The sequence below is a fragment of the Marinobacterium aestuariivivens genome (assembly GCF_042661465.1).
Taxonomy (GTDB): Bacteria; Pseudomonadota; Gammaproteobacteria; order Pseudomonadales; family Balneatricaceae; genus Marinobacterium_A; species Marinobacterium_A aestuariivivens.
The window spans coordinates 3,619,553-3,644,445 of record NZ_JBHSWE010000001.1 but is presented as its reverse complement, the minus strand read 5'-3'; the positions used below and the strand labels follow the sequence as shown (position 1 = coordinate 3,644,445).

Sequence of the window (24,893 nt, the reverse complement as noted above, 5' to 3'; positions counted from 1 at the left end):
CATGCATCCCGACCATCTGCTGAAGGGATCCACGGCCGTCGAGCATCCCAAACGGATTGCCTCGGCACGGGAACGGCTGCTGAGCGGGGGCCCCCTGCCCGACCACACCGTGCGTTCGGTGATCGAAGCATCCTGGCAGCGCTGCCTGTCGTCCCGGGTCGATCCGCAGGTCGCCCAGCACGGTCAGGAATTCGACGAGAATCAACTCCAGACGCTGATTCATCCGCACCAGGAGCTGATCTCGGCCTCCGATATCATCATGCGCGAGGCCCAGAGCCTGCTGGCCGAGTCCGGCACCATCATGCACCTGGTCTCGCCCGCCGGCCTGATTCTGCGCTACGAAGGGGATCCCGCCACCCTGGAACTGGCGCGCCGCGTCAGCCTGGTGCCGGGCGCCGACTGGAACGAAGCGGTCGCCGGCACCAATGCCATCGGCACGGCCCTCAGTACCGGCCGCGCGCTCCAGGTCCATGCCTTCGAGCACTTCTGCGAGAACATCAGCCGCTGGACCTGTTCCGCCGCGGTGATCCGCGACCCCTTCGAAGGCACGCTGCTGGGTGCCGTCAATATTTCGGGCCTGAAGGAGACCCTGCACGACTACTGTCTGGCGCTGGCGCTATCCGGCGCCCGCCGTATCGAGGGCCAGCTGGCCCAGCACAAGCTGGCACAACGGGATTTGCTGATCGACCTGACCATTGGCCGCCTCGGCGCGCCGGGCAACGACGCCCTGCTGCTGTTCGACCGGCAGGGCCGGCTGGTACGGGCCAATCACCAGGCCGAGAAGGTGCTGGCGGCACGGGGCATCCAGATCGACCTGAATCCCCACAATCCGCTGCTGAACCTGAGCGAGGGCGTTGATGCGGCGCCGCCGGCAACCGCCCCCGCACCGTCGCCGCTGTCACGGCTCGACCCGTCCTGGATCGAGCCGATCCTGCACCGGGGGAACGTATCGGCCTCCTCGCCGCGATTCCAATGCCCGTGCGCAGTACGCGGAGTCCGGCCGCGGTAACGAAAAAGTCCGATGCCGCAGCCGGCTTCGACCGCCTGGCCGGGCGCAGCCCGCTGTTTCTGAAGACCGTCGAGCAGGCCCGCCGGCTGGCGCGGGCACCGATTCCGGTGCTGCTGCTGGGCGAGACCGGCGTCGGCAAGGAGCTGTTCGCCCGGGCCATTCATGAAGAGGGCCCGACGCGCGCCGGCCCCTTCCTGGCCCTGAACTGCGGCGGGCTGTCGCGGGATCTGCTGGCGGGGGAGCTGTTCGGTCATATCGAGGGCTCGTTCACCGGCGCCCGCCGGGGCGGCATGACCGGCAAGATAGAGGCCGCCAACGGCGGTACCCTGTTCCTCGACGAAATCGGCGAAATGCCGCTGGATCTGCAGCCCATGTTTCTTCGGGTACTGCAGGAAATGGAGATCTGCCGCATCGGCGAAACCCGGCCACGCAAGGTCAACTTCCGCCTGATTGCCGCCACCCATCGCAACCTGAACCAGGACGTGGCCGACGGGCGCTTCCGGATGGACCTCTACTACCGGATCTCGTCAATGATCCTGACAATCCCGCCACTGCGCGAACGGCGCGAGGACATCGCCGTACTGGCGGAACACATCCTGGGCCATCTGCACGACCAGCATGGAGGTGGCAAGAAGCACCTCAGCCCCGCCCTGATCGAGCGACTGACAGCAAGGCCCTGGACCGGCAATATCCGCGAGCTGACCAACCTGATCACGGCCGCCTTTTTCTCTCCGACCGCGACGAACTCGGCCCCGACGACCTGCCGGACGAGCCTGCGCAGGGAGCCGATACGAAACCGGTGCCCAGCCAGAACCCCTGGATATGGCTGAAAAGGAGGTCATTACGCGTGCCATTCAGGAGCAGAACGGCAACCTGACCCGGGTCGCAAAGCAGCTCAATATCGCCAAGAGCACCCTGTATATCAAACTGCGCAAATACGGCCTTCAGCGTTCCTGAGTCAACGCATCAGGGGGCCCGTTCACAGAGGCTTTTGAGCGCCTGCACCCAGGCCGGGTGATCGTTGAGACAGGGCACCAGCACCAGCTCCTCGCCACCGGCTTCGCGGAACTGCTCCTGGCCACGATCGCCGATTTCCTCCAGCGTCTCGATGCAGTCGGCGACGAATGCCGGACACATCACCAGCAGTTTCTTCACGCCCTGCCGCGCCAGCGCGTCGAGCCGCGCTTCGGTGTAGGGCTCGATCCACTTGGCGCGCCCCAGCCGGGACTGGAACGAAACCGACCACCTGCCGTCCGGCAGCCCCGCCATCCGGGCAAAGGCTTCGGCGCTTTTGAAGCACTGGGCACGGTAACAGCGCGCCAGCACCTCGTCCGACGCGGTCTGGCAGCAATCGGGCATGCTGCAGCAGTGCCCGGTCGGGTCGAGCTTGCGCAGATGGCGTTCGGGCAGACCATGGAAACTCAGCAGCAGGTGATCGTACTCCTGCTCCAGGTGGGGCCTGGCACTCTCAACCAGCGCCTCAAGGTATTGCGGGCGGTCATAGAAGGGCTCCAGCAAACGCACCTCGAACGACAGCTGTTTCTCCTCGATGGCCCGGCGCGCCTCCTCGATCACGGTGGTCACGGTGCTGTCGGCGAACTGCGGATAGAGCGGCGCCAGTGTCACTTTTTTACGCCCTGCGATGCCAGCTGCTGCAGCTGGCTCTCGAGCGACGGCTCGCCATAGCGCATCGCCAGCGCCACCGGGCCTTCGGTCCAGACCGGCGCCATCGCCTGCTGCAGCCGGTGGCTAAGGACCATCAGCGGCGAGCCCTCGTCCCACCAGATCGAGGCGTAGGCCTCGGCCGACGCCTTCGGCCGCCGGGCCAGGATCAGCGACACCAATAACCGGCGCAGCGGCCAGGGCAGGTCGATGACATAGGGGTCCATCAGAAACTGATTGAGGTAGCGGCGTACATCCTCGACCCGGGTCGATGCCGGCGATCCCAGGTTAACCAGCAGCAGGGCGTGGTCCTTCATGCTAACTTCCGTTTCAGAACGATTTCGGCCGGAGACTCGAGGCCGCTTTGGCGCCCCAGTCTACACCAGAAGCCGTTACGAATCCCAAGCCGAAACGGATCAGTACAGCCTTCGATCAGACAGCCAGCAGCACCGGCACCGGTGGGTCAATCCGAACCGCATAACCCACTCAGCATAAGAAGCTTCATCTGTTTGCCCGTCATCCCTAAAAACAGGTACAAGTACGCAAACGAACTGGTTTATATGAAGTACGTATTTGCCTGCGGTCATAATGAAGCGTTCCTGCTCCATTCATTAACCCGTAGAGCTTATGACCGTGACCGAAAAGGGATAATCGGAAATATTAAAACCTCCTCGACTTTCAAAAAAATTCTATTATTTCCTAATACCTTCCGACTCTTCCAACTCTTCCGCTCAGATAACGGATATAGGACCTTTTTCCTACTCAATTATCTGTTTTCGTTCACTTTTATTACTGGTAAAGTCCAGCTTTCGCTTCTGTTCCCAATTTGCGACAGATTTCTTTAAAGCGGTTTCAGGAAGACAAGGAGTCATCGATGAGAAGCCGAAACCCTTTCATCAAGGGGCTGGCCGTATTCTCCAGCGTCCTATTTATCAGCGGTTGTCAAACGCTTTCGAACCGGCAAAACCTCGCAACCTTCGATGAGGAATTTGCCATCGGCCAATACCGGGTCGCTGCTGAGAATGCCTTGGCCGCTGGTAGCATACAGACGGATGGAACGTCGAATGATCTGCTCTGGTCACTACATGCTGGCACCGCCCTGACCGCCAGTGGCGACTATGCGCTCAGCGCTAGTGTTTTTGATGGTGCTGAAGCCTTGATGAAAGAGGAAGACACCGAGCATATCGGCCGCAAAGCGGTGGAAAAGGTGACGGCCACCATTATCAATAACAATCTGAATCGCTATACGCCCACTGTCTATGACGGTGTGATGGTCAATACCTACAAGGCGCTGAATTTTATCTTTCTTGAGGATCTGCAAAATGCTCGTATAGAGTTCAATCGTGCGGCAGACCGACAGCGCCGTGCGGAAGAACACTTCAAGGGCCGAATAGAAAAACAGAAGCAGACCCTTTCCGATCAAAAGAATAAGGCTAAAGATAACAAGCCTGCCGCAGCGACGATCCAATACGATAAAAGCCGGGAAGAGTCAGAGAATACTATCTATGCTGCCTTCCCCGAACTGGAAGAGTGGAAAACCTATCCTGACTTTGTAAACCCCTATACCGACTACCTGCACGGACTCTACTTCACCCTTTCCAGTCAGGACAGTGACGACTATGGCAAGGCCCGCCACTCGCTCCGCCGAGTCGCGGGCATGACACCCAACAATAGCGCGGTCGCTACCGATTTGAAGGTCGCCGAGAACTTGCGACGGGGTGTCTGGAGCAAACACAGACTCAACCCCGCTGTCTGGGTTATCTTCGAGAATGGTGAGGCACCGCTCGTCGAAGAACTGCAGATTCCGATCCCGCTGTTCCTTGTCAATGACAAGGTCGAATACTCGCAGATTGCGCTTCCTAAACTGTCGCTGCGGCAACAGGCCTACCCTCATCTGGAAATCTATTCCGGCAAGAAACAGCTTGGTAAAACCGAGCTGCTGGCCAGTCTGGACCGGGTCATCCAGACCGAGTTCAAGAAAGAGTTCCCGCTCAAGGTTACCGAAGCCGTCGCCAGCACACTGGCCAAGGCCTTTATCCAATACAAGGCTCGCCAGGAGTTCGGTCTGACCGGCAGTCTGGTTGCCGGCATCTATCAGGCCTCGACCACAAAGGCCGATACCCGCAGCTGGAGCTCCCTTCCCAAGGAGGTACAGGTTGCGCGCCTGAGAAAACCCGGCGATGGAAAGCTGCTGATAAAGGCTCCTGGACTGAGCGAACCGATGCAGGTTGAGTTGCCGGACAGCCAGTTCTCTATCGTCTATGTCAAGGCAAGCGCTCCTGGTGCCAAACCCATCTACATGATCAAGGGATTCGACGCCTGACCAGCAAGCGCTACCGAGGACAGAACGGATGAACATTTATCTTGCGGGGGCCTGGCCGTCACCCTACTGCTAACGGGATGTCAGGTGCAGCCCCCTCAACCCACTTTCCCGCAATTGAACCTGGGCCCAGCCGCCGGGCGCTATCTGCAGATCGAATCGGTGCAACAGGGCATCACGCCTGGAAAGCTGCTGCAGGCCGGCGTCCGATTGAGCAATAACGGCCTGAGTGAGCAGATACTGCGTTATCGCTTCGTCTGGTTCGATGCCCGGGGCTTCGAGATTCCGGGGCTCAGCTCGCGCTGGCAGCAAACTCTCATGAGGCCGGCCGAGCCGCTGTCGCTCAGCGGCATCGCGGGCTCTCCCGACGCAACCGCGTTCCGTATCGATCTGTTTGATCTTGACTCACCCACTGCTCCCACAACACAAGGAAGCGACCGATGAAAATGAATTCTGCAATCAAGGTCATCAGCCTGGCCGCCATCTTGGGCATCACCACCGGCTGTGCAACTCAAACCCGTCTGCTGACGCCCGGCGCCGTCGACGAGCCCGTCACGATGGGGCTTAGCGCCAGTGACTTCGAGCAGGCCGCGGCCGAGTCGATTCAGTCCATGCTCGGTTCCGGCGCGGTAGATCGCCACGACGGCAAAAAGAACATCATGGTCGTATCAACTGTCCTGAACGACACCATGCAGCGCATCGACACCGATCAGTTGGTGAAGAAGATCCGGGTCGAACTGCTGCGCAGCGGCAAGGTAATGACCACGACTGCGATCGGTCTGAATGGTGCCGAGGACAAAATGACCGCGGCCTACGGCGAACTCAGCCAGTCACGGAAGGTGGATCGCAGCACCCTCGTCACACAGAAGCTGACGGCTCCGAACATGAGCCTTTCCGGCAAGATCCTCCAACGCAATAACCGCGTCGACAGCAGCCGCCAGTTGGTCGAGTACTACTTCCAACTGACGCTCACCGATCTGGGTAACGGACTCGCGGTCTGGGAAGGCGAAACCCCTATCCGCAAGCTCGGCAGCGCCAAAGGCACAGCCTGGTAAAAGGACTACGATGATGAAAAAGATATTTCAACAAGCCACTCTGGCGGTAGCTCTTACCTCATTGGGCATCCCGCCGGCCTCTGCCACCAACACAGCATCCCAGCCCCAGACCGAGACAGCACCGGAAAATGGCATGACAGCCGGCGAAGATGCTCTGGACAATGCGGCTGTAGCTGCTGCACAGCCTGCGCCGGTTGACCCGGGCGTCGCACTGATGGAACAAATCGATGACTGGAAGAGCGGCGCAGGCAGCAGCCTGGCCGAGAAGGCCGAGAACGGCGAGATATTCATGAGTGAGGGCATCGCCGTGGTCAAGGTCACGCCCGAGAGCCGTGACTGGGCGGACCATCGAATTCTGGCGTACAAGGAAGCGTTGATGGGCGCGCAGTCCCAGTATATCGAGTGGGAAGGCATCCGTGCCCGCGCCGAAACGCTGAGCCGCTTCTTCGATGATCGGACGCAGATGCCCTCTTTCGAGCCTGGTGAGTTGCAGAACACCAGCAAACTGGCCGAAGTTCTGGACAAGGCGGTCGCTCTCGCCGGTGGACTTCTGGACGAGAAGCTCGTTGAACTGGGTATAGACCCGGCCGAATTCAAGGCCGCCCCGCCGGAAAAACGTGCCCAAATATTCGAGAACTCGATCAGCGAAAAGATAGCCGTCAGTGCACGCGCCTCCCTGATCGGCCTGGTACCCGTTAAGACCTTCGAAGCCAACGACGCAGACGGTAACCATGCCATTGCGGTTGTCGCGGTTGCATCCAACAAGATGCGCCAATTCATCTACGAGATGAAAAACAGTCGCGGTGATATGGCCCCCGTCCCGAAAAGGCCAGCCCGGTCCCGTTGCATGAGCTGTTCGCCGCCAACAAGCAAGCCCTGATCCACGAATTCGGTATTCGCAAAATGTATGACGACCAGGGTTATCCAGTCCTGATCTCCTTTGGCCAGTCCGGCACCGGTTACGCAGGCAGCGACTTCTCGCGCATTATGGATGCCCGTAAGGGCGCCTTCCTTTATGCCAAGGCGGATGCCTACGCCCACTATGCCTACCTGTTGAACTCCACCGGCAGCACCGACCTGAATACCAGTCAGAAAAGCACCCGGGAAACCGACGGCGTGGCGACCGTCGAACAAGGCGACGTCATCGAATCCGAAGAAAGCCGGCTGCAGCTGATAAAAACCATCAACAACGAGATCAACGCCCGCGCCGGCATCGACAATCTACCCGGCACACGACAGCTTCTTCGCTGGACCGAAAAGCACCCAGTCTATGGCAACGAGATCAATGGCGTGGTCTACATCTGGCATCCCAAGTCCGAACAGCAGGCCCGGAACATGTCCAACTTCGTGCCGGAACGCCAGTCGCAGGGACGCCAAGCACGCGCCGAAAGTCGCGGCGGCTCGGCCGGTACGGTACAGAGCCGCGACCTGATGTCTGCCGACGACTTCTGAGGGGTTACCGATGCGAACGATAGTGAAACAGCTGTTGGGAATAGCGATGCTGTGCTGGACAGCGCTGGGCTTCGCCTCAGAGCAGGCGGTCGAGACCGCGGGCTACGGCAGCAGCCGCTCCCAGGCAATTACCGATGCACTGGTGCAGGGTTTGCGTCAGGTCACGGGGGTCAGCATTGACAGCCACGAAGTGATGCAGTCGCTGTCCGGGCGCGCCAGCGTCAGCAACAGCGACGGCGAGCAGTTCAGCAGCTCCTTCGAGCTGGCCAGCCGCGGCGATATGCGGCTGGATACCCGGGGATTGGTCTCGCGCTACGATGTACTGAGTATCGAACAGCAGGACGATGGAAGTTATCGCGCAGACCTGACCGTGCATGTGCTCAAGTACGACAAGCCAGGCCTGTCTGCCGACAGTAGGCGCACACTCGCCGTGTTGCCGTTCCATACCGACAAGCACAGCTTCTCGCTGCTGGGGGACAACACCGCCGCCAGCCGTCTAGAGGCTGTGCTTCGCAACCGAATACTCGACCAGTTCACCCAGTCGCGCCGCATCAATGTGCTGGACCGGGAGTTCGGAACCGAGTTCGAGGGCGAGAAGGCGCTCTGGCTAAGCGACGATGCCGCCCTGGCCGAAAGTGCACGCGCGGGCAACGTGCTGGGTGCCGACTATCTGGTGGTGGGCAATATCCGGGACATTCGCAGCAACCGCCACGTCAAGACGCTGCAATTGACCGGCGAAACCATCACTCGTTACAGCGGCAACGCGAGCCTTGATTACAAGATCATCCTGGCTGCCACACGACAGGTGAAGTGGTCCGACTCTATCAACCTGACATTCAACGATAACGATATACGTGCCCTCTTGTCGCGCTTCGGTTCCACCGAGGCAGGCATCACCACCCTGCTGGCAGAAAAGTTGTCGCAGGAAGCGCTGGCCAACATCTATCCGATTCGGGTGGTGGCCGTCAAGGGCAATACGGTGGTATTGAATCAGGGTGGCAAGACCCTCAGTGCCGGTGACAGGCTCAAAGTATTCCTGCTCGGGGATGAAATGTTCGACCCCTATACCAAAGAGTCTCTCGGACAACTGGAGGAGCAAATCGCCACTGTCAAGGTCGTACGCGTCAATGCCAAAACCACCTATGCCAAGGTGGTGGAAGGGGATGCAGAGCTGATCGAAACGAATTTCATCGTGCGCCGCTGAGCCCAACTCGTCCCGCCTGGCCGGAAAGGTGCAACCGCCATCTGCGGGTTCGCCTTTCCCGCCCTGCGGCCCGTTAGTATCGACTGGAAGAAACAGCCTGGACTCAGGGCCGCACCACCATATTCACTTCATCCAGTTCGGCGGCAACGCTGGCATAACTGTTCTTCAGCGCCAGGGTCTCGCCGGTGGTCAATGTCACGATCGCGATCGGGTCATGCTTCGGTTCGCTTGTCATGATCAGTTCGGGACGAATCTGCACAATCTGCCCGATCTGCAGCAGCAGCTTGTAGGGTTCTTCGTTTGTCGGGTGATCGGTGGTGACTTCGATAAATCGCTGGCTCATGGTCTCACCTCGTTCAATTGGCTGAATGCGTTATTCGAATACAGCGCTGTAGCGAGTCGGTAGAAGCCCGGTCTCCGGGCGAATCGAGTGCCTGCCCAACCTTATTCGCCCGCGGAGCGGCTCCTGCAGGTCACGTTAACAACAGTTTAGACCGAGAATCGGCCGGGTCGTTGTCCGGACGGGATCAGCCGGCCATCTCGAACAGCCCACCGGACGAGCGCTGCAGGTCCGACAGTTCGTCTTTCAACAACTCGACGAAGGCTTTGGTCAATCCCGATCTCGAGCGGTGGCGCGGGAAGATGATGGCGTAACGGTAATCGATGCGCGGCTCGAACCGCTTCACCACCAGCCCGAGCCTGGCATAGTGCTGGGCGGTGATCGGATCGACGATCGAAACGCCGTTGCCGGCCAGCACGAAGGCGCAGGCGGCATAGTGCAGCTGGGTATCGAACAGCAGCTGGCGCCTGACGCCGGCCTGGTCGAAGACGTTGTCGATCTTGTAGCGCAGGTCCTGTTCGGAACCGAGCGAGACGAACGCCTCGTCCTCCAGATCTTCGGGGCGGATCAGTTCGGCGTCCGCCAGAGGGTGCCCCGCAGGCAGCACGCAGACCATGCGGCTGTCCGCCAGGGTCTCCTCCTCGATCGCAGGATCCGTCAGATGAATGCCCGAAATCACGCCGAGATCGAACTGCTGACTCGCCACCAGGTCCGCCACCTGCTGGGTGCTGCGCACCTGCAGCGTCAGCGAGATACCGGCATGTTCATCGCTGAAACGACGCACCAGTGTCGGCAGAAACTCCACCGACACCGCCGGCATCGAGGCGATGCGCAGCGACCCCAGATGGAAACCGCGCAACTCCTCGGCCGCCCGTGACAGCTGCTCCAGCGAGACGAAGGCGCGCTCGACTTCCTCGTAGAAAAAGCGCGCTTCCGGCGTCGGCACCAGGCGTTTCTTGTGGCGCTCGAACATGTTGACGCCGACCGTGTCCTCGAAGTCGCTCAGCAGCCGGCTCACCGCCGGTTGCGAGATGCACAGAATGTTCGCCGCCCCGCTGGTCGTGCCGCTGATCATCACCGCCCGAAACGCCTCGATCTGCCGGTAGGTCAATCGCGCCATCAGCCTTTAGCCTCCACCCAACTTGATAACATCATATTATTAAATCATATAAATAAACGATTTGATGTTATTTACTCGAGTCCGCACTATGAGTGGGTACATTTGGCCTTGGGCTCGACTTACAACCATAACCAGAGTAAGCCTATGGAACGCTTCTTTCGCTATGCACTGACCGCTCTGATCAGCCTCGTTGCGCTGTTCCAGTTCGTCCAGGTGCTCACCCGCTACGTCTTCGAGATGCCCGTGATGGGGCTTGAGGAGATGGCACTGATCCCGACCATCTGGCTCTACGTCCTCGGCAGCGTCAATGCCTCGCGGGAGGACACCCAGATCCGCGCCAACGTGCTGGAAATCTTCCTCAAGACCGACCGCAGCCGGGCGCTGCTGCAGGCCCTTTCCGACCTGATCAGCATCGTCATCTCGATCTGGATGTGCTGGTGGGCCTGGAAATACTTCAGCTATGCGCTGCGCGTCTGGAAAGAGACACCGACCCTCTATATCCCGACCTTCACCTACGAATCGGCGCTGTTTCTCGGCCTGGTGCTGATGACGCTGTTCACCGGCTGGCACCTGCTGCGCAACCTCCGCTACCTCGCGGGACTGCGCGCCACGCCCGACCATATCGTCGACAGCGACTTCCCGGAAACCGCCGAAGTGCATGAATTCAAGATTCTCGCCGAACCGCAGAAGGACAGTCACCATGGTTGAGATTGCAATCCTTGCCTTTGCCGTGCTGGTCATTCTGCTGACCCTCGGCGTCCCGTTGCCCTACTGCTTCGGCGCCGGCCTGATGGTGATGACGCTGATCGGCGAAGCCACGATGCGCGGCATGATGCTGTGGGGCTTCAGTCAGCTGACCAACCCGGTGCTGCTGGCGATCCCGCTGTTCGTCTTCGCCGGCACCATCATGAGCGTCAGCGGCATCGCCGCGAGCCTGCTGAAGTTCGTCAACGTCTTCATCGGCCGTATCCGCGGCGGCCTCGGGGTCGTTGCCTCGGTCAGCTGCGCCATCATCGGCGCCATCTCCGGCAGCGGTCTGACCGGCATCGCCGCCATCGGCCCGCTGCTGATCCCGGAAATGGAGAGCAAGGGCTATCCGCGCGCCTATGCCACGGCGCTGATCGCCAACTCTTCGATTCTCGGCCTGCTGATTCCGCCGAGCGTGACCATGATCGTCTACGGCTGGGTCACCGATACCTCGATCCTCGCTTGCTTCCTCGCGACCCTGGGCCCGGGCCTGCTGATCATGTTCAACTTTTCGGTCGTCAACATGGTCGTGTCGCGCAAGTTCCCGCTGATCCTCGACGAGCCGCTGCCGATCGACCGGCTGATGCGCGAGGCCGGCAAGCGCACCTTCAATGCGGTACCGGCGCTGCTGATGCCGGTGATCATCCTCGGCGGCATCTACGGCGGCATCATGACGCCGACCGAAGCGGCGGCCGTGGCGGTGATCTACGCCCTGCCGGTCGGCTTCATGATCTACCGTGGCCTGACGCTGAAAACCCTGCTCGAGTCCGGCAAGGAATCGGCCACCGCGGTCGGCGCCATCCTGATCATGATCCTGTTCAGTCTGATGCTGAGCCAGATCTACGTCATGGAGGATATCCCGCAGTCGCTGGTCGACTCGATCTTTGCCATCACCGACAACAAGGTGCTGCTGCTGATCCTGATCAACCTGTTCCTGTTCTGTATCGGCATGGTGGTCAACGACATCACCGCGATCATCCTGACCGCGCCGCTGCTGTTGCCACTGATGTCGGCACTTGGCGTCAGTCCGATCCAGTTCGCCGCCATCATGGGCGTCAACACCGCCATGGGCGGCGTGACCCCGCCGTACGCCAGCATCCTCTACCTGGGTGCGCGCATCGGCAACGTCAAATTCACCGAGGTGGTAAAGCCGGCGATGATGCTGATCCTGTTCGGCTATATCCCGGTGGTCATTCTGGTTTCCGTCTGGCCGGACCTGTCGGAATTCATTCCGCAGGTATTCGGTTACTGATCCATGCGTCACTACGAAGCTCAACCCAGGAGAGAAAAATGAAAAAATCCCTGTTCAAACCGCTGGCCCTGGCCGTTGCCCTGTCCGCCACCCTGACCGCCGCGGTCGAAGCGGCCACGCTGAAGCTGTCCCATGTGCGTCCGCAGGATACCGCCATCGACGTCGACGCCAAGCGCTTCGCTGAGGATGTCGCCACCGCCACCGACGGCGAGGTCAAGATTCGCATCTATCCGGCCAGTGCCCTGGGCGACTACACCGTGGTGCAGGAGCGTGTCGGCCTCGGGGCCATCGACATGGCCGTTCAGCCGCCGGCATCCGGCGCCGACAAGCGCTTCCAGGTGGTCTACATGCCCTACCTGGTGAAGAACTGGGACGACGCCCAGCACGTCTTCGCCAAGGGCTCGCCGATGCGCCAGACCGTCTCCGAGCTCTACGGCGACCAGGGCATCCGAGTACTCGCGGCCTGGCCGGTCTACTTCGGCGGCATCGCCCTGAACAAGGAGGTACCGGACGCCGCCAATCCGAACGTGGCCAAGGGCGCCAAGCTGCGCGTGCCGCCGATCAAGACCTTCCAGCTGACTGCCGACAATATCGGCTTTATCGGTTCGCCGCTGCCCTTCTCCGAGGCCTTCACCGCGGTTCAGACCGGCGTCGTCGACGGTGTCATGGGCTCCGGTGCCGAGGGCTACTATGCGTCGTTCCGCGACGTGACCCGGTACTACCTGCCGATCAACACCCACTTCGAGATGTGGTACCTGCTGATCAACGACGAGATCTACGGCGAGCTGGACGAAGAGCAGCAGGCCGCGCTCGATGCCGCGGCCGGGCGCTTCGAAGCGGCGCGCTGGGAAACCGCCCGTGGCGACCAGGCCCGCAATGAAAACCTGCTGGCCGAAGCCGGTGCCACCGTGCTGCCGGTCACCGATGCCCAGATCGACGAAACCGCGGCCATCGTGCGCGACAAGGTGTGGCCGGAAATCATCGACGATATCGGCGCGGACTGGGCCAACAAGGTCCTCGAAGCGGCGCTGAAGTAAGGTTTTTCGCAGACTTAGAGGGAAAACGTAGGATGGGTGGAGCCGCAATGGCACTCTGCTGCCGGTACGCCGCGGAGTTGTTGCGGCGCAACCCATCAAGGGCTTCGGCTTCCTCGGTACTGGACCGACATTCCAAGATGGGCTACACGACGCCCTGATCATGTCAGGTTCGGATATTTCCTGTACAAGCGCCGTTCCGCCCATCCTACGTTTGAGTTTTTTGCCCGCTAAAACGCGTTGAACCTGAAATAAGTCACCCAAGCCCGGTGCCCCGCGCCGGGTTCGATCAAACATTTTGAAGGTAAACAGATGACGCAGGCGATCATTCAAGAGGCCCGCACGGCCGACCTGTGCCTGATCGGCGGCGGCCTCGTCGGCCTTGCCGTTGGGCTGGGCCTGCAGCGCAACGGCCTCAAGGTGACGATTCTCGACGAGGGCGACGTCGCGCTGCGCGCCTCGCGCGGCAACTTCGGCCTGGTCTGGGTCCAGGGCAAGGGCGACACCCTGCCCGAGTATGCCCAGGTCACCCGGCTTTCCTCCCGACTCTGGCCGGCTCTCGCGGCAAGGCTTCTGGAAGCAACCGGGGTCGATATCGAACTGCAGCAGAATGGTGGCCTTTATCTGTCGCTGACCGAGCAGGAGGTGGCCGAGCGCGAAACGATGCTGACCCGCATGCAGCAGGCCGCCGGCGGCGACTACCCGTTCCGCCGCCTGGACCTGAAACAGCTGCGCGAATTCATCCCGGAAGCGGGCCCGGAGGTGGCCGGCGCCACCTGGTGCCCGGAAGACGGGCATCTCAATCCCCTGAAGCTGCTGCGGGCGATGACCGAGGCCTTTCTCAAGGCCGGCGGCCGTATTGCCAACAGCGGACGCGCCAGCGCCATCACGCCACTGAACCCGGGCTTTCGCATCGCCACGCCCGAGGGCGACTGGCATTGCGACAAGGTGGTGCTCAGCGCAGGCCTGGGCAACCGCGAGCTGGCGCCGCAGGTGGGCCTGTCCGCCCCGGTGAGCCCGAACCGCGGTCAGGTGCTGATTGCCGAGCGGGTGCGCCCCTTCCTGCACTACCCGACCGGGCATGTGCGCCAGACCGGCGAGGGCACGGTGCAGATCGGCGACTCCAAGGAGGATGTGGGTTTCGACAGCGGCACCACCACCGAGGTGATGGCCCGGATCGCCAATCGCGCCACCCGGATGTTCCCGCTGCTGCGTGATGTACGCATGGTGCGCGCCTGGGGCGCTCTGCGGGTCATGACCGCCGACGGTTATCCGATCTACCAGGCATCCGAAACCCACCCGGGCGCGTACCTGGTGACCTGCCACAGCGGCGTAACCCTCGGCGCGCTGCACGAAGCCCCGATCGCCGACTGGATCGCCCGCGACCAAACCCAACTACCCCTGGAGGTATTCAATGCCCAGCGCTTCGAGCTTTGAACGTCTGCCGGTACGCGACGATAACTGGATCACCGTCCGCGTCGACGGTCAGCCGGTGCGCGTTCGCCAGGGCGACAGTGCCGCCACCGCGGTGCTTGCGGCCGGCATGCTGCCATCGCGCACCACAGCGGTCAGCGGCAGCGGACGCGCGCCCTACTGCATGATGGGCGTCTGCTTCGAGTGCCTGTTCGAGATCGACGGCATCGAAAACGTCCAGGGTTGCATGACCCCGGTGAAACCGGGCATGGACATTCGTCGCCAGCAGGGGGCTCGCCATCTCGTCTCCGATAACGCGGAGGAACTGTCCGCATGAACGACAGGATTTACGACCTTGCCATTATCGGCGCCGGTCCCGCCGGCATGTCCGCCGCGGCCACCGCGGCGAAACAGGGACTCAAGGCCATCGTGCTCGACGAGCAGGCCGGCCCCGGCGGCCAGATCTACCGCTCGATAAGCCAGCCAGCCCCCGCGGACGAGCGCATTCTCGGCCCCGACTACTATCACGGCCGCTCGCTGCTCAAGGCCCTGCAAAGCGCCGGCGTCGACTACCGGCCCGGCTCGACGGTCTGGGCCCTGGACGATGACCTGACGCTGAGTGTTTCCTCCCAGGGCGCAGCCAGCGAATCCAAGCCCGGCGTCTGCTGGTCGCCACCGGCGCCCAGGAGCGGCCGGTGCCCTTCCCGGCTGGACGCTGCCCGGCGTGATGACCTGTGGCGCGGCCCAGATCCTGCTGAAAAGCAGTGCCCTGGTACCGGCGCAGCCACTGGTTCTGGCCGGCAGCGGTCCGCTGCTGCTGCTGATCTCCGCCCAGCTGCACCGCGCCGGCGTTGCGATCGAGGCGATCCTCGATACCACTCCGAAGCATCAGTATTTCTCGGCACTGAAACATCTCCCGGGCGCGTTCCGCAATCTGCCCCTGCTGGCCAAGGGCGTGGGGCTGCTGAGCGAACTCAGGCGAGCCGGCATCCGCCGAATCACCGGAGCCAGCCAGCTCGAAGCCGTTGCCGGCAACGATGAGCGTATCGGTGCCGTGCGGTTCAGCGCCGGCGGGGAACGCCGGGAGCTGCCCTGCGCCACCCTGCTGGTGCACCAGGGCGTGGTGCCCAATGTCCAGCTCACCCGTGCGCTCGAGCTGCAGCATGACCGGGACGAACTGCAGCAGTGCTGGCGCCCCAGGATCGATACCTGGGGCGAATCGAGCCGGCCCGGCATCTTCGTCGCCGGCGACTCGGCCGGCATTGCCGGCGCCCTGGCCGCGGAGGCCTTCGGCACACTGGTCGCCCTTCAGGCCGCCCACCAGCTCGACCGCCTGAGTGCGACCGAACGCGACGCCCAGGCCCGTGACGCCCAGGCGGAGCTGGGCCGGCAGCGCGCGATACGGCCCTTCCTTGATGCGCTCTATCGCCCGGCCCGGGAATTCCTGCTGCCTGCGGACGAGACCATCGTCTGCCGCTGCGAAGAGGTCACGGCGGGCGAGCTGCGCCGCATGGTCGACGACGGCTGCCGCGGTCCGAACCAGACCAAGGCGTTCTGTCGTAGCGGCATGGGCCCCTGCCGGGCCGGATGTGCGGGCTGACGGTCTCGCAGCTGATCGCCGACAAGCGCGGCGTGCCGGTCGACGAGGTCGGCTACTACCAGGTACGGATGCCGATCAAGCCACTGACCCTCGGCGAACTGGCGGATACCGCTGAATAAACAAGCCTTTTCAATGGGAGAAACCATGACCATCGAACGATACGAAACCGGCGCCCGGATGAGCCGCGCCGTGGTGCACAACGGTACCGTCTACCTCTGCGGCCAGGTCGCCGAGGACCACAGCGCCGACATCACCGGCCAGACCGAAACCATGCTGGCGAAAGTGGATACCCTGCTCGAATCCGTCGGCAGCGGCCGCGACCGGATTCTCTCGGCCACGCTCTATATCCGCGACATGAAGGACTTCGCCGCGATGAACGCGGTCTGGGACGCCTGGGTACCGGAAGGCCAGGCCCCCGCCCGCGCCTGCGTCGAAGCGCGCATGGCCAGCCCCGAACTGCTGGTCGAGATCTCGGTGATCGCGGCGGTCGACTGAGCGCTACCGGCAGCCGCAAGGCGGCCCGGGGGAAGGAACAATGGGGCCCTAAAGGAGAGCCCGTTCGAGCAGCCAGGGCAAATTACAGCAGATTGGTGCTGTAATTCAGGATCAGGCGGTTCTCATCCGAGTCATAGGTCTCGGTGGAGCGGACGCTGGCATTGCGCCAGCGCAGCGAGAGCCCCTCGACCGTCTGAAAGCTGTATTTCAGCTCGACGTCACGCTCCCACTCCCTGCCTTTGCCTCCGTCGTCGCGCCGGATGTCGTCGCCGCGCGTATAGCGGGCCATGGCCTCGAGGCCAGGCACGCTTTCGAAGGCATAATCGAAACGCGCCTGCCAGGAGCGCTCGTCGGCACGGTCGAAATCAAGCCGCTGCACCGAGTTCCAGGTCTGCAGCCCGTTGTCGTCGTGCTCGAAGCCGTCCCAGGACTCCTCGTATTCGTCGCCGTTGACGTTCTGATACGACAACGTCAGTTTGAGGTTGTCGATGCGCAGCTGGGCGGCCAGGTTGGTCAGCCTGCTGTCGTAACCGGGACCGACGGAATCCAGCGCCCCGTCGCCGTCGGCCTCGCCCCGGTAGTGATGAAGGTCGAACGACAGTGCTGTTTCGTCTGACAGCTGCAGCGGGTAGCCGGCATTGAAATAGGTCTGCCGCAGCACCTTGTCCGCTTCGCCATACGCCAGGTGCAGGTTCGCGCCATTGACGAAGCGGTAACCGGCGCCGACAACGATGACCTCGTAATCATCGCCCTGGTTGTCGCGGTAGGTCTCGAAGCCGTCCTCGGTCTTGGACGATGCCCTGTCCGACCAGATGCCGTAGTACTCGAGGTTCTCCAGGCGGCCTTCGGCGATCACCGCCCGGGTCGCGCTGGGGGTGGCCCGGGAATCCGAGTCATTAAACAGCGGCGTGCCGAGCACCATACGCCCGGCCCTGAGGCTTCCCTGTTCGCCCAGTTTCAGCTTGACGAAGGCCTGGCCGAATTTGGTGTAGCCCCCGGGAGCCGTCGCCCTCCTCCTGCAGCACCCCGGTACCGCCTTCGCCCCGATCTCCCGACAGCTTACCCACGGTAAACAGCGAGGCATCGAAGCCGACCAGATCGCCGGCAAAGCCCGAGGCGTAATCCAGCCTCAATGCCTGTGCCAACGCTTCCGAGTCGCTCAGCCCCTGGTTCTTGTCGCGGTTGAAGTAAAAGGTACGCAGATGGGCCCTAAGGCTATCATCCTGCAGAAGACCGCTGTCGGCGGCCTGCGCCTGAATCGCCATGGCGGTGAGTACGGCCCCGGTCAGAGCCTTGCCTTTAATGTGCATCTTCGAATCCGTTTCTTGCCTGGTTCAGGGCGCCACATTACAGATATCGATGGGCTTGTTTCACTCCTTATCGCTGCTTGAGTGTAAACCAGAAGAAAAAATAGTCATGCCCCCGTACGGCCGTCACGACCTCGTTCCGTTGTGACCAGCCGATACTGTCGGTGCCTGAATCTGCTGATGCTATCCACCGTTCGCTACGGCTCCAGCTCTGCCGGCGGCAAGCGCGCCGGCAGAGCTGGACTCTTCTTTACGGGTTCTGCTGCCGCAACTGGCGACCATGGAAAACGTAGCCGATCAAGTTCATCAGCACCTGGGCCGCGAGAATGCTGGTCGAGCCGCTGTGGTCATAATCCGGTGCCACCTCGCACAGATCGATGCCGACCACGTCGCCGGCCAATGCCACGCCCTGCAACACCTCCATCACTTCGTAGTACTGGAAGCCACCGTGGCTCGGGGTGCCGGTGCCCGGCGCGATCGACGGGTCGAAGCCGTCGATATCGATGGTGATGTAGTAATTGACCCCTTTGGGGATCAGGTCCAGCACGCCCTGGGTGCCGAGCCGGCGCACGTCGCGCACCGACAGGATGGTGGAACCCGCCGCCTCGGCCGCCTTGTGGTCGGCGCGGTTGGACGACGACACGTTGCGGATCCCCAGCTGCGTCATGCCGGTGACGAAGTCCTGCTCGGACGCGCGACGGATCGGATTGCCGTGGCCGAAGCGCACACCGTGACGCTCGTCGACGAAATCCAGGTGAGCGTCGATCTGGATGATATGGATCGGACCGCGGCCCTCAAAGGCACGGATGCAGGGTGCGTTGACCGAGTGGTCGCCGCCGACCACGACAGGCAACACACCGGCATCGAGCATTTTCCGCACGCCGTACTCGATATTGGCGTGGCTCTTCTCGGTGTTGGTATGGACCATGTCGGCATCGCCGATATCGACGATCTCGACCCCCTCCAGATACATCACATCGTCTTCGTAGGAATAGGCGCCGCTGTGTCCAAAGGAAAACAGCGTCGAGGCCTCGCGGATCGAGCGCGGCCCCATGCGTGCACCGGAACGCCACTGGGTGCCGCAGTCGAAAGGGGCCCCCATAAAGGCGACATCGGCCTGGATATTGTCCCAGTCCTCACAGGTGCGGCTCTTAGCGAAGGTGCAGAAGCCGACAAACGGCAGGTTCAGGCGGCCCTTTTCGTAGGCGTTTTCACTCATCTTTATATCCTCAGCTGGAGGCCCGGTTTGTAAAACCGGCCTGCCTAATTAAACAGAAAACATCCATCGCAGATTGGTGGGAGGACGGGCAGACCCGGGCTGGGTTACGCGACGCCTTGTAGGTTGGGTGGAGCGGCGAAGCCGCGTAACCCAACACCAGTCCCTGCCGAAGCCAATCGATCTGCAATACGATCGATAGATGGGTTACGCCGCCCTGTGGGTGTATGCCAATCAGAACGACCATACCGATGGCGGCTTGACCCGTCCGAAAGTGTCCCCAAGGCGAGCCGGCCACACATCAGCCCAGCGTGATCCACACCGACTTGGTTTCCAGCAGGCTGTCCAGCTGCTCGGGTCCCAGGTCGCGGCCGACGCCGGATTGCTTGTAGCCGCCGAACGGCATCGCCGGATCGATGGTGCTGTGGGCGTTGACATAGACGGAGCCGGCTTTCAGTTGCGGAATCAGGCGATGCACGCGGTTGAGATCGTTGGAGTAGATCGCGGCCGCCAGGCCATAGATGGAATCATTGGCCAGTGCCACCGCCTCCTCTTCGCTGCTGAAGGACTGGCTCACCAGGACCGGCCCGAAGATCTCCTCCTGCACGATTTTCATGTCGTTGCGGCAGTCGGCGAACAGCGTCGGCTGCACGAAGTAACCCGGCCCTTCCGGCGCTTCGCCGCCGCATACCAGCCGCGCGCCTTCCTGTTTGCCAGCCTCGATGTAGCCCAGCACGCTATCCTGCTGCCTGGCCGAGACCATTGGGCTGATAAAACAGTCCGGGTCCAGTCCCGGCGCGATTTTCAGGCCGTTGGCATAGTCCGCCAGGGCCTCGAGGAAGCGGTCGTAGATCGTCTCGTGAACATAAAGCCTTGAGCCGGCATCGCACACCTGCCCGGAATTGAAGAAAATCCCCTGGGCCACGGCTTCGACTGTCGCCTCGATATCGACATCGTCGAACACCAGCACCGGCGACTTGCCACCCAGTTCCAGGGTCACGCGCTTCATGTCGTCCAGCGCCGCCCGGCCCACGGTCTGTCCCACCGGGGTCGAACCGGTGAAGGTGACCTTGTCGATGCCCGGATGGCTGGACATGGCGGCGCCCACCACCGAGCCGCGGCCGGTGACGATATTGACCACGCCATCCGGAATGCCGGCCTGCTGCACCAGTTCGGCAAAACGCAGGGTGCTGAGCGACGTCAGCTCCGCCGGCTTGACCACCACGGTGCAGCCCACCGCCAGCGCCGCACCGAGTTTCCAGGCCATGGTCTGCAACGGAAAGTTCCACGGAATGATCGAACCTACTACCCCGACCGGCTCCTTGCGGGTATAGGCGACATAGCTGCCCGGCAGCGATGCCGGCTCCGCGCTGCGGCCATGAATCTTGGAAGCCCAGCCGGCAAAGTAGCGGAAGGTATCGATGGTGCCCTGAATATCGACCTCGAGCGCCTGCTCCACGGATTTGCCCATGTCGATCGATTCGATTTCGGCCAGTTCCCGGGCATTGGCTTCCAGCAAATCCGCCAGCCGATGCAGCAGACGTTCGCGCTCCAGCGGCTTGAGCTGGCTCCAGGCCCCCTCATCGAACTGATAACGGGCCGCGGCGACAGCACGGTCCAGGTCTTCTGCGGTCCCTTCCGGAATCCGGGTCAGCACAGCCTCCGTGGAAGGCTCGATTACCTCGGTGTCGGCCCCATTACTGGCCGCCACCCATTGACCGCCAATAAACATGCGCTGCTCTTTGGCCAGAAAATCACGGGTGGCCTGTGAAACCTGATAGCTATCGAGATATGCCTTAACGGTAGTGTCCATCGCTGCCTCTTGCTTTCTGCTTGTTGTTGGCCGGGTCGGCTGCCGCCTGACACCCTCTGATGGTCAGTATCGGAAAGCCCATAACATTTAAAAATATCGATCTATCAATACTTGCATTGACAAAAAACAAAGCATTGAGCGCAGGCGCCGGCCGGTAACAGAAGAGCGGTTGGAGACGTAAACATTTATTTTTATAAATTTATCGATTGATACAACGATATTTATCAATGATGTCATCCTCATCAAGAATAGGGACTGAGGACGGGCTGAAGCGCAATCAATACAACGGGCTCGTGGGCGCGCAAGGACCCGGCAACCCAATAAGAGAATAAGGGGTATCAAGCATGGCTGATCGTTATGATTTCATCGTCATCGGGGCGGGTTCCGCCGGTTGTGTACTGGCCAACCGGCTGACGGAAGATCCCGACACCTCGGTGCTGCTGTTGGAGTGCGGCGGCAGCGATAAAAGCGTCATCATCCAGATGCCGACAGCCTTTTCGATGCCGATGAACACCAAAAAATACAACTGGCGCTACGAGACCGTGCCCGAGCCCCACCTGAACGGGCGCCGTGTGCACTGTCCGCGTGGCAAGGTACTGGGCGGGTCCTCGTCGATCAATGGTCTGGTCTACATTCGCGGCCATGCCTGCGACTTCGATGAATGGGAGAGCCTGGGCGCGAAAGACTGGGGCTACAAACACTGCCTGCCCTACTTCAGGAAGGCCGAAACCTTCCAGCATGGCGGCGACAGCTACCGTGGCGACAGCGGCCCGCTGCATACCAACAATGGCAACGACATGGCGAACCCGCTGTACCGTGCCTTTATCGATGCCGGCGAGGAGGCGGGCTATATCAAGACCGACGACTGCAACGGCCAGATGCAGGAGGGTTTCGGCCCGATGCACATGACGGTCAAGAACGGCGTGCGCTGGTCGACGGCCAATGCCTATCTGCGCCCCGCGATGAGCCGCCCCAACCTGACCGTGGTCACCCATGCAATGACACGCAGAATCCTCCTCGACGGCAAGCGGGCCACCGGTGTCGAATACGCATGCGGCGGCCGCACCCATACGGTGCATTGTAATCGCGAGGTACTGCTGTCGGCCGGCCCGATCGGCTCGCCCCACCTGCTGCAGCTGTCCGGTATCGGCCCCGCTCAGGTGTTGCGCGACGCCGGCATCGGTCAGTTGCATGAACTCCCGGCGTCGGCGAGAACCTGCAGGACCATGCGGAAATCTATATCCAGTTCAAGTGCAAGCAGCCGATCACGTTGAACAACAAGATGGACCTGCTGAGCAAGGCGCTGATCGGTGCCCGCTGGATGCTGCGCAAGGACGGCCTCGGCGCCACCAACCATTTCGAGTCGTGCGGCTTCATCCGCTCGGAGGCGGGGCTCAAGTGGCCGGATGTGCAGTTCCACTTCCTGCCGGCGGCGATGCGCTACGACGGCCATTCACCGATCAAGGGCCACGGTTTCATGGTGCTGACCGGCCCGAACAAGCCGAAAAGCCGCGGCCACGTGCGCGCCGTCTCGGCCGACCCCGAAACCCATCCGGCCATTCAGTTCAATTACCTTGAACGCGAGGAGGACCGCGAAGGCTTCCGCAAGTGCGTGCGCCTGACTCGGGAAATCATTGGCCAGCCGGCGATGGATCCCTATGTCGACGGCGAGATCGCCCCGGGACCGGACGTGCGCACCGACGACGAGATCGACGCCTTCGTGCGCGACAACCTCGAAAGCACCTACCACCCCTGCGGCACCTGCAAGATGGGCGAAGACGAGATGGCGGTGGTGGACTCGCAACTGCGTGTGCGCGGCATCGCCGGCCTGCGCGTGATCGACTCCTCGGTGTTCCCCAGCGAAACCAACGGCAACCTCAACGCGCCGACCATCATGCTGGCCGAACGCGCCTCGGACCTGGTCCGCGGCCGTCAGCCGCTGGCGCCGGCCGACGTCGAGGTCGGTCTGGTCGAAGGCTGGGAGACGCAGCAGCGCCCCCATGCGCCGGCGCGCAAGGTGGAGGTCTGACGGGCCGTCCGGCTGGCCAGAGGCTGATCGTTAAGCGGGTTTTTCTGCCGGAGAGCGCGGTCAGGACCTGAGTCGTAAGGCGTGAGGAAGGGCCGATAAGCCAGCTTATCGGCCCTTATTCTATTTCAACACGCCGCCTCAAACTGTCAGATAGCATGGGAAAACTAGTGGTAGATATAGGTTATGCATAGCTCAGGCTGCACGTATTATAGGGATCGGCGCGTAAATTAGTGACCTATTTAGTAATGGTCTATATAGGGATTAGCCCTTAATCGAGTGATAGCAAGGTCGATAAACGATCGGATCTTTGCGTTGGCCTGCCGCCCTTCGAGATGAATGATGCTGACCGGAAGTGGTTTGGTTTCGTAGTCACGTAATATGCGTATCAAAGATCCGTTTTTTAATTCCTCACCAATCTGATAGGACATTAGACGGGTGATCCCAAAGCCTTGTTTGGCCGCAGCTATTGCAGCTCCATTCTGGGAACATTGCAGGCGCGGAGAAACTTTTATGGATTCCTTGCCTATCGATGATTCAAACTGCCAGGTCGTTGAAGGCTCAACCGTCGAAGCCTGAATAATTTCATGATCTGTAAGATCCGAAGGATACTTGGGCATGCCATGTTTTTCTAAATAAATGGGCGAAGCGCACACAAGCCGCTGAACGCTTCCAACTGGAATGGCATAAATACTTGAGTCCTTAAGATGGCCAATCCGGATAGCTACGTCCAAACCCTCATCGATAATATTGCTAATGCGATCGTAGAAAACCGCTCTTACTACTACAGACGGATTCTGCTGCAAATATTCCGTCAGAATAGGCGCTATATGTATCTGTCCAAACAAGACTGGGGCAGTGACAGATAAGACCCCTTTCGGCTCGGCGTAACTTCCTGATGCCGTTGCCACGGCCTGTTCGACATCTTCCAATATGCGCTTGGCGTCTTCGAAAAAACGGGCCCCCGAATCTGTGAGGCGAACATGACGGGTGGTTCTATTGAACAGACGCACACCCAGGGCATGCTCAAGCTGAGCGATAGACCGGGTTACCGCTGGGGGCGACAGATCAAGCTTGCGGCTGGCCCCGACAAAACTCTTACATTCCGCGACCTCGATGAAAACCCGCATTGCTTCAAGCTTATCCATGACACATCACATTTTAGCTGAACAATTATTTCAAATAGTGTAATAGATAATTTACTTTTTCTCTAATTATATTCATAAAACTCAATTATATACTGGGTTCTCCATTCAAAGAGTACATAGGAGTTAACCATGTCCCGTATCCCTACCCCGGCATCTATTGCGGATGCACCGGAAGCTTCCAGAGCATCACTGGAAGCGGTCAACAATCTTCTAGGCAGTGTTCCCAACTTGTTTCGTATTGTCGCCAACAGCTCACAGACACTGGAGGGCTACCTCGGTCTGAATGGCGCACTAGGCAAAGGATTACTGGACGCCCAGACACGTGAGCGCATTGCCCTTGCTGTTGCCGAGGTCAATGGTTGCAATTACTGCCTCGCCGCACATCAATATCTTGCTTCCAACCTGGCCAAGCTAAGCGCCGCAGAGATTGAAGCCAATCGCCGTGGCACCTCCGGTGACGAAAAAGCCGCAATCGCTGTCAGCTTCGCCGTCAAAATTGCGAACAATCGCGGCAAGGTTTCTGACAGCGACTTCGAGGCTGTTCGTGCTGCCGGTTATAGCGACGCCGAGATCGTAGAGATCGTGGGCCACGTTGCACTGAACACGCTCACTAACTACATCAATGAAGTTCTGGGTACCGAAATCGACTTCCCGGCTGTCGGTACGCTGGCGGCCTAGAA

23 protein-coding genes and 4 pseudogenes are annotated in these 24,893 nt (G+C 61.0%); 20 read left to right on the top strand and 7 right to left on the bottom strand.

The window, feature by feature from the left end; translation table 11 throughout:
* Nucleotide 1: 1 nt before the first annotated feature.
* The 3 genes from ACFQDL_RS19010 to ACFQDL_RS19000 are packed head-to-tail and all read left to right on the top strand — an operon-like array spanning nucleotide 2 to nucleotide 1,966.
* The gene (locus tag ACFQDL_RS19010; protein WP_379910392.1) at nucleotides 2-1,009 is read left to right on the top strand and encodes a GAF domain-containing protein; all 1,008 of its coding nucleotides are present in this window, start codon (nucleotides 2-4) and stop codon (nucleotides 1,007-1,009) included.
* Complete coding sequence (locus ACFQDL_RS19005; protein WP_379910391.1) at nucleotides 979-1,839, top strand: sigma 54-interacting transcriptional regulator; 861 nt, start codon at nucleotides 979-981, stop codon at nucleotides 1,837-1,839. The genes ACFQDL_RS19010 and ACFQDL_RS19005 overlap by 31 nt, the downstream gene beginning before the upstream one ends.
* Complete coding sequence (locus ACFQDL_RS19000) at nucleotides 1,832-1,966, top strand: helix-turn-helix domain-containing protein (protein ID WP_379910390.1); 135 nt, start codon at nucleotides 1,832-1,834, stop codon at nucleotides 1,964-1,966. Before ACFQDL_RS19005 ends, ACFQDL_RS19000 begins: the two co-directional genes overlap by 8 nt.
* A 9-nt stretch (nucleotides 1,967-1,975) precedes the next feature.
* Here the strand turns inward: ACFQDL_RS19000 and hemH are convergent.
* A pseudogene (gene hemH, locus ACFQDL_RS18995) lies at nucleotides 1,976-2,988 on the bottom strand (ferrochelatase).
* A 557-nt stretch (nucleotides 2,989-3,545) separates the two neighbouring features.
* On the opposite strand from hemH, the gene ACFQDL_RS18990 reads away from it, so the two are divergent.
* From ACFQDL_RS18990 to ACFQDL_RS18965, 6 genes are all read left to right on the top strand, one after another.
* Nucleotides 3,546-4,994 (top strand): COG3014 family protein, encoded by a 1,449-nt coding sequence (locus tag ACFQDL_RS18990; RefSeq protein WP_379910389.1) that lies wholly within the window; start codon nucleotides 3,546-3,548, stop codon nucleotides 4,992-4,994.
* A gap of 84 nt (nucleotides 4,995-5,078) precedes the next feature.
* On the top strand, nucleotides 5,079-5,435 hold the full coding sequence (locus ACFQDL_RS18985; RefSeq protein WP_379910388.1) for a DUF1425 domain-containing protein: 357 nt from the start codon (nucleotides 5,079-5,081) through the stop codon (nucleotides 5,433-5,435).
* A gap of 2 nt (nucleotides 5,436-5,437) precedes the next feature.
* Complete coding sequence (gene lpoB, locus ACFQDL_RS18980) at nucleotides 5,438-6,046, top strand: penicillin-binding protein activator LpoB (RefSeq protein WP_379910387.1); 609 nt, start codon at nucleotides 5,438-5,440, stop codon at nucleotides 6,044-6,046.
* Between the two features lie 13 nt (nucleotides 6,047-6,059).
* Nucleotides 6,060-6,926 carry a DUF6844 domain-containing protein gene (locus ACFQDL_RS18975; protein WP_379910386.1) on the top strand — a complete coding sequence of 289 codons (867 nt, stop codon included), beginning with the start codon at nucleotides 6,060-6,062 and terminating at the stop codon, nucleotides 6,924-6,926.
* The gene (locus tag ACFQDL_RS18970) at nucleotides 6,890-7,498 is read left to right on the top strand and encodes a hypothetical protein (protein ID WP_379910385.1); all 609 of its coding nucleotides are present in this window, start codon (nucleotides 6,890-6,892) and stop codon (nucleotides 7,496-7,498) included. The genes ACFQDL_RS18975 and ACFQDL_RS18970 overlap by 37 nt, the downstream gene beginning before the upstream one ends.
* A gap of 10 nt (nucleotides 7,499-7,508) precedes the next feature.
* Nucleotides 7,509-8,702, top strand: coding sequence for a hypothetical protein (locus ACFQDL_RS18965; RefSeq protein ID WP_379910384.1), 1,194 nt, complete (start codon nucleotides 7,509-7,511; stop codon nucleotides 8,700-8,702).
* Between the two features lie 103 nt (nucleotides 8,703-8,805).
* On the opposite strand, the gene ACFQDL_RS18960 is transcribed toward ACFQDL_RS18965, so the two are convergent.
* Nucleotides 8,806-9,045: a hypothetical protein gene (locus tag ACFQDL_RS18960; RefSeq protein ID WP_379910383.1), complete on the bottom strand. Its 240-nt coding sequence runs from the start codon at nucleotides 9,043-9,045 to the stop codon at nucleotides 8,806-8,808.
* Nucleotides 9,046-9,229: 184 nt separating this feature from the next.
* A complete protein-coding gene (locus ACFQDL_RS18955) occupies nucleotides 9,230-10,162 on the bottom strand; it encodes a LysR substrate-binding domain-containing protein (RefSeq protein ID WP_379910381.1) in 933 nt (310 codons plus the stop codon).
* Nucleotides 10,163-10,306: 144 nt separating this feature from the next.
* Between ACFQDL_RS18955 and ACFQDL_RS18950 the strand changes: the two genes are divergently transcribed.
* From ACFQDL_RS18950 to ACFQDL_RS18910, 9 genes and pseudogenes are all read left to right on the top strand, one after another.
* Nucleotides 10,307-10,870 carry a TRAP transporter small permease gene (locus tag ACFQDL_RS18950; RefSeq protein WP_379910380.1) on the top strand — a complete coding sequence of 188 codons (564 nt, stop codon included), beginning with the start codon at nucleotides 10,307-10,309 and terminating at the stop codon, nucleotides 10,868-10,870.
* Nucleotides 10,863-12,161, top strand: coding sequence for a TRAP transporter large permease (locus tag ACFQDL_RS18945; protein WP_379910379.1), 1,299 nt, complete (start codon nucleotides 10,863-10,865; stop codon nucleotides 12,159-12,161). The genes ACFQDL_RS18950 and ACFQDL_RS18945 overlap by 8 nt, the downstream gene beginning before the upstream one ends.
* 38 nt (nucleotides 12,162-12,199) lie before the next feature.
* Entirely contained in the window at nucleotides 12,200-13,198 is a 999-nt protein-coding gene (dctP, locus tag ACFQDL_RS18940) for a TRAP transporter substrate-binding protein DctP (protein WP_379910378.1), read from the top strand.
* 309 nt (nucleotides 13,199-13,507) lie between these two features.
* Nucleotides 13,508-14,632: an NAD(P)/FAD-dependent oxidoreductase gene (locus tag ACFQDL_RS18935; protein WP_379910377.1), complete on the top strand. Its 1,125-nt coding sequence runs from the start codon at nucleotides 13,508-13,510 to the stop codon at nucleotides 14,630-14,632.
* Nucleotides 14,610-14,945 carry a (2Fe-2S)-binding protein gene (locus tag ACFQDL_RS18930; RefSeq protein ID WP_379910376.1) on the top strand — a complete coding sequence of 112 codons (336 nt, stop codon included), beginning with the start codon at nucleotides 14,610-14,612 and terminating at the stop codon, nucleotides 14,943-14,945. Before ACFQDL_RS18935 ends, ACFQDL_RS18930 begins: the two co-directional genes overlap by 23 nt.
* Nucleotides 14,942-15,031 (top strand): annotated as a pseudogene (locus ACFQDL_RS18925) (FAD-binding protein); the annotation flags it as partial. The gene ACFQDL_RS18930 and the pseudogene ACFQDL_RS18925, both read left to right, overlap by 4 nt.
* Before the next feature lie 304 nt (nucleotides 15,032-15,335).
* On the top strand, nucleotides 15,336-16,208 hold the full coding sequence (locus tag ACFQDL_RS18920; protein WP_379913181.1) for an FAD-dependent oxidoreductase: 873 nt from the start codon (nucleotides 15,336-15,338) through the stop codon (nucleotides 16,206-16,208).
* The gene (locus tag ACFQDL_RS18915) at nucleotides 16,196-16,327 is read left to right on the top strand and encodes a hypothetical protein (RefSeq protein WP_379910375.1); all 132 of its coding nucleotides are present in this window, start codon (nucleotides 16,196-16,198) and stop codon (nucleotides 16,325-16,327) included. Before ACFQDL_RS18920 ends, ACFQDL_RS18915 begins: the two co-directional genes overlap by 13 nt.
* 25 nt (nucleotides 16,328-16,352) lie before the next feature.
* Nucleotides 16,353-16,703, top strand: coding sequence for a RidA family protein (locus ACFQDL_RS18910; protein WP_379910374.1), 351 nt, complete (start codon nucleotides 16,353-16,355; stop codon nucleotides 16,701-16,703).
* An 82-nt stretch (nucleotides 16,704-16,785) separates the two neighbouring features.
* On the opposite strand, the pseudogene ACFQDL_RS18905 reads toward ACFQDL_RS18910, so the two are convergent.
* The 3 genes and pseudogenes from ACFQDL_RS18905 to ACFQDL_RS18895 all read right to left on the bottom strand — a co-directional run bounded on the left by ACFQDL_RS18905 (nucleotide 16,786) and on the right by ACFQDL_RS18895 (nucleotide 21,039).
* Nucleotides 16,786-17,968 (bottom strand): annotated as a pseudogene (locus tag ACFQDL_RS18905) (OprD family outer membrane porin).
* A 292-nt stretch (nucleotides 17,969-18,260) separates the two neighbouring features.
* Nucleotides 18,261-19,229 carry an agmatinase gene (locus ACFQDL_RS18900; protein WP_379910373.1) on the bottom strand — a complete coding sequence of 323 codons (969 nt, stop codon included), beginning with the start codon at nucleotides 19,227-19,229 and terminating at the stop codon, nucleotides 18,261-18,263.
* Nucleotides 19,230-19,527: 298 nt separating this feature from the next.
* Nucleotides 19,528-21,039, bottom strand: coding sequence for an aldehyde dehydrogenase family protein (locus ACFQDL_RS18895; protein WP_379910372.1), 1,512 nt, complete (start codon nucleotides 21,037-21,039; stop codon nucleotides 19,528-19,530).
* Nucleotides 21,040-21,383: 344 nt separating this feature from the next.
* Here ACFQDL_RS18895 and betA point away from each other — a divergent pair.
* A pseudogene (gene betA / locus ACFQDL_RS18890) lies at nucleotides 21,384-23,068 on the top strand (choline dehydrogenase).
* 239 nt (nucleotides 23,069-23,307) lie between these two features.
* Here the strand turns inward: betA and ACFQDL_RS18885 are convergent.
* A complete protein-coding gene (locus ACFQDL_RS18885; RefSeq protein ID WP_379910371.1) occupies nucleotides 23,308-24,213 on the bottom strand; it encodes a LysR family transcriptional regulator in 906 nt (301 codons plus the stop codon).
* 129 nt (nucleotides 24,214-24,342) lie between these two features.
* Here ACFQDL_RS18885 and ACFQDL_RS18880 point away from each other — a divergent pair, with 129 nt between their 5' ends.
* The gene (locus ACFQDL_RS18880) at nucleotides 24,343-24,891 is read left to right on the top strand and encodes a carboxymuconolactone decarboxylase family protein (protein ID WP_379910370.1); all 549 of its coding nucleotides are present in this window, start codon (nucleotides 24,343-24,345) and stop codon (nucleotides 24,889-24,891) included.
* The last annotated feature ends 2 nt before the right edge of the window (nucleotides 24,892-24,893 follow it).